The following is a 3,862-nucleotide window of genomic DNA, read 5'->3' as shown; positions in this document are numbered from 1 at the left end:
GCCTACCACGACCTGCTCGTCTGGGACATGCTCCAGGCCCCCAGGGTGACCCGGATCGCGGAGAGACTCCTCAACCCGGTCATCGGCAAGAGCGTCATCGTGTACGTGCGCAAGCCGCTCACGACCGACGTGTCCGACTGATGGCCACCACACCCGCGCCCAACGACCCCGACGCCCTGCACCTCCCCGGGGTCCTCAGCACCGAACAGCTGTACCGGTCCGCCGACTACCTGGTGCGCGCCCAGGAGCCCGACGGCGCCATCCCGTGGTTCCCCGGCGGCCACACCGACGTGTGGGACCACGTTGAGTGCGCCATGGCCCTGACCGTGACCGGGCTGATCGTGCCCGAGCACGCCGAGGCCGCCCGCCGCGCCTACCGCTGGCTGTCGCAGAGCCGCCACCCCGGTGGCGGCTGGCCCGCCAAGTTCCGGCAGGGTACACCCGTCACCAATCTGCGCGAGGCCAACCACGCCGCCTACCCGGCCGTGGGTGTGTTCCACCACCTGCTCACCACCGGCGACATCGCGTTCGCCGAGGACCTGTGGCGGACCGTGGAGAGCGGACTGGAGTTCGTCCTGGCGCTGCGCGGCGACCACGGGGAGATCCTGTGGGCGCGGGGCGAGGACGGAACGCCCGGCGACCACGCCCTGCTCACGGTCTGTTCCAGCGTGCACCACGCGCTGCGCTGCGGCGCCGCGCTGGGCACCCGACTGGGCCGGGAGCGCCCCGAGTGGGAGGCCGCCGCCGACCGGCTCGCCCTCCTCATCAACGAGCGCGAGGAACTGTTCGCCGACCGCTCCCGTTTCTCGATGGACTGGTTCTACCCGATCCTGGGCGGAGCGGTCCGCGGCGACGACGCCCAGACCCGCGTCGCCGAGCGCTGGGACACCTTCGTCGTGCCCGGTCTGGGCGTGCGCTGCGTCAGCGACCAGCCGTGGGTGACCGCCGCGGAGTCCTCCGAGCTGGTGCTCGCGCTGACCTCCATGGGCCGGACCGACACCGCGGTACGCATCCTGCGGGAGATCCAGCACCTGCGCGACCCCGACGACGGCGTCTACTGGACCGGCTACCAGTTCGCCGAACAGGTGCGCTGGCCGATCGAGCGCAGCACCTGGACGAGCGCCGCGGTCGTGCTGGCAGTGGACGCCCTCACCCGCACCACCCCCGGTTCCCAGGTGTTCCTGCACAGCTGGGACACAGAACCGGCGGTCGTTTGAGGGTTCTCACCCCCGACAACGGCGAGGGCCCCGTACCGGCGCGGTACGGGGCCCTCTTCGCGTGAGGACGCTAACCGTCGTCACTACGGGTCGACGGCGGGATCTCCGGGATGCCCGGCTCCTCCGGAATACCCGGCTCCTCTGGTTCCTCCGGGATCTCGGGGATCTCCGGTTCCTCGGGGATCTCCGGAACCTCGGGTTCCTGGGGCTCCTGCGGCTCCTGCGGCTCCTGCGGCTCCTGCGGTTCCTGGGGCTCCTGCGGCTCCTGGGTGGCCGGGTCCGGCGCCCAGTTCTCCGTGGTGCCGTCGAACGCAGGGTCCGGGAACGAACCGCGCTCGTAGCCCTCCATCGCGCGAGTCATGTACGAGTTCCACATCGAGGCGGGCAGACCGCCACCGGAGATGTTGTGCCCCGGGATGCTGAAGCTCTCGTTGTTCCCGCTGTACACGCCCACCGCCGTCGACAACTGCGGGGTGTAGCCCACGAACCAGGCAGCGACGCTGCCGTCGGTCGTACCGGTCTTGCCCGCGACCGGGTGGTCCCACAATCGCGCCGCCGTACCGGTGCCGCTGTTGACGACCCCTTCCAGCGCGTGGGTGACGTCCGCGGCCGTGGTCTCCTTCAGGGCACGGTTCTCGATCACGTCGGGGCGCTCGTTGTCGCCCGCCTGGTTCACGACCTCCTTGACGACGTGCGCCTCCATGTGCACACCGCCGTTGGCGAAGGTTCCGAACCCACTGGCCTGGTCGACCGGACGCACACTGCTCGCTCCGAGCGGCATGACCGGCACCAGCTGGTTGTCGTCGATACTGCCCTCGGGAAGACCCACGTCGTAGGCGGTCTGACGGATCTCCTCGAAGCCGACCTCCTGCGCCAGCTCCACGAAGCCCAGGTTGTTGGAGACCTGGGTGGCCTGGGTCAACGTCATGACCCCGCCGGGAGAGTTGCCCGCGTTCTGCACCCGGGACCCCTGGACGTCCCGCGGACCACGACCGTCCACCGTGGAGTTCAGGCCATAGCCCTGCTCCAAGGCGGTGGCCAACACGTACGGCTTGAACGCCGAACCGGCCTGCGCGGCGCCCAGGAAGGCGCTGTCGTACTGGTTGGCGACGTAGTCGTGACCACCGTAGAACGCCTTGACCTCACCGGTGGCGGGGTCGATGGTGGTCAGACCGATGTTGACCCCCTCGGGGAGGCTCTCCGGCGGCACCATCTCCTCGACCGACTCATAGGCCGCGTCCATCATGCCCTTGTCGAAGGTCGTGACGATCTTGTAGCCCTGCCGGTTGATGTGGTCCTCGGTGTAGCCCAGACGCTCCAGCTCGCTCAGAGCCTCTTGGAGCATGTACCCCTTGTAGCCGCTGATGTCGGCGCCCGCCATGGGCTTCTCCGGTTCAGGGGCGGGGAACTCCATCCGGTCGGCCTCGGCCTGGGTGATGGCCTCGGTCGTGACCAGTCCGTTGATGACGTACTGCCACCGGTTCTCCATCGCCGGCGTGGTCTCCACGTCGGCCTGACCGAAGCGGGTCGGCTGCTGGATGGCGGCGGCCAGGAAGGCGGACTCCTCCGGGGTGAGCTCGCCGACGTCCTTGTGGTAGTACGCCTGAGCGGCGGCCTGGATGCCGTAGGCCTGACGACCGAAGTAGATGGTGTTGAGATACTGCTCCATCACCCACTCCTTGTCCTCGTTCTGGTCCACCTTGATCGCGATGATGATCTCCTGGACCTTGCGGGCCACGGTCTGTTCCAGGGACACCCCTTCGTAGTAGTTGCGCACCATCTGCTGGGTGACGGTCGAGCCGCCCTGCACCTGCTCACCGGTGACCGTGGACCACACCGCACGCGCGGTACCGCTCAGCGAGACACCGGGCTCCGTCCAAAAGCCCCGGTCCTCCGCGGAGATGACGGCCTCGACGACGTGATCGCCACCGGCGACCATCTCCTCGTAGTCGACCACCTCGCGGTCGGTGCCGCGATAGGCGAACTCCGTCTCACCGTCGGCGAAGTAGAACGTCGACCCCTGTTCGACCGCGTCGGCCTTGGCCGCGTCCGGAATCTCCACCGTGGTGTAGAAGAACGCGAACACGCCGGCGCCCGCGATGATCATCAGACCCGTGACGACGAGGAACACGCGCAGGATTCGCCACCACAGCGGCTTCTTGGTCTTCGGCTTCTTACCGCCCTTGGCCTTGTCGCCGGGGCCCTTCGGGCCACCCGGACCACCGGGTGGGCCTTTGGGGCCGCCGGGGCCGGTCGGGCCACCAGGGGCACCGGGTGCGGCCTCAGCCGAGGCTGGAGCGGCAGATGCTCCGGCGACCCCGCCCGCGGCCACCGCGGCGGTCGCGGCGGTCGCGGCGGCGGAGGAGGATCCGTCGTCCTTCTCGGCCTCGTTCCTGGCCTCTTCCTCGCGTTCGGACGCGTAGTCGGAGAACCGTCGAGGCTGCGGCCACATCTCGTCATCGGCCGGGGCCGACTGTTGCTCGGCGGTCCGGTCGGCGTCCTCGGTGGCCTCGGGTTCCTCCTCCGGCTTCTCCCCGGCAGGAGGATCGGGCGTGGCGGCGGCGACCACGGGCATGGCCTCGGTCGGCCGTGCCTCGTCCGCGGAGCCTGCCTCGGGCTCCTCCTCGGTTTCCTTCTCCGCAGGC

General features: G+C 69.5%; 2 protein-coding genes and 1 pseudogene. 2 read left to right on the top strand and 1 reads right to left on the bottom strand.

The window, feature by feature from the left end:
* A pseudogene (locus K8V84_RS00245) lies at positions 1 to 141 on the top strand (methyltransferase); the annotation flags it as partial.
* On the top strand, positions 141 to 1,217 hold the full coding sequence (locus K8V84_RS00240; protein WP_304069105.1) for a prenyltransferase: 1,077 nt from the start codon (positions 141 to 143) through the stop codon (positions 1,215 to 1,217). The pseudogene K8V84_RS00245 and the gene K8V84_RS00240, both read left to right, overlap by 1 nt.
* 70 nt (positions 1,218 to 1,287) lie before the next feature.
* On the opposite strand, the gene K8V84_RS00235 is transcribed toward K8V84_RS00240, so the two are convergent.
* Entirely contained in the window at positions 1,288 to 3,792 is a 2,505-nt protein-coding gene (locus K8V84_RS00235; RefSeq protein WP_304069106.1) for a transglycosylase domain-containing protein, read from the bottom strand.
* Between the last annotated feature and the right edge of the window lie 70 nt (positions 3,793 to 3,862).

The organism is Nocardiopsis listeri, assembly GCF_020741345.1.
Taxonomy (GTDB): domain Bacteria; phylum Actinomycetota; class Actinomycetes; order Streptosporangiales; family Streptosporangiaceae; genus Nocardiopsis; species Nocardiopsis listeri_A.
This window is presented reverse-complemented; position numbering and strand designations above follow the sequence as displayed.

Coding starts and splice junctions, on each gene's coding strand:
- K8V84_RS00240 (WP_304069105.1), top strand. CDS start 141: ATGGCCACCACACCCGCGCCCAACGACCCCGACGCCCTGCACCTCCCC.
- K8V84_RS00235 (WP_304069106.1), bottom strand. CDS start 3,792: ATGCCCGTGGTCGCCGCCGCCACGCCCGATCCTCCTGCCGGGGAGAAG.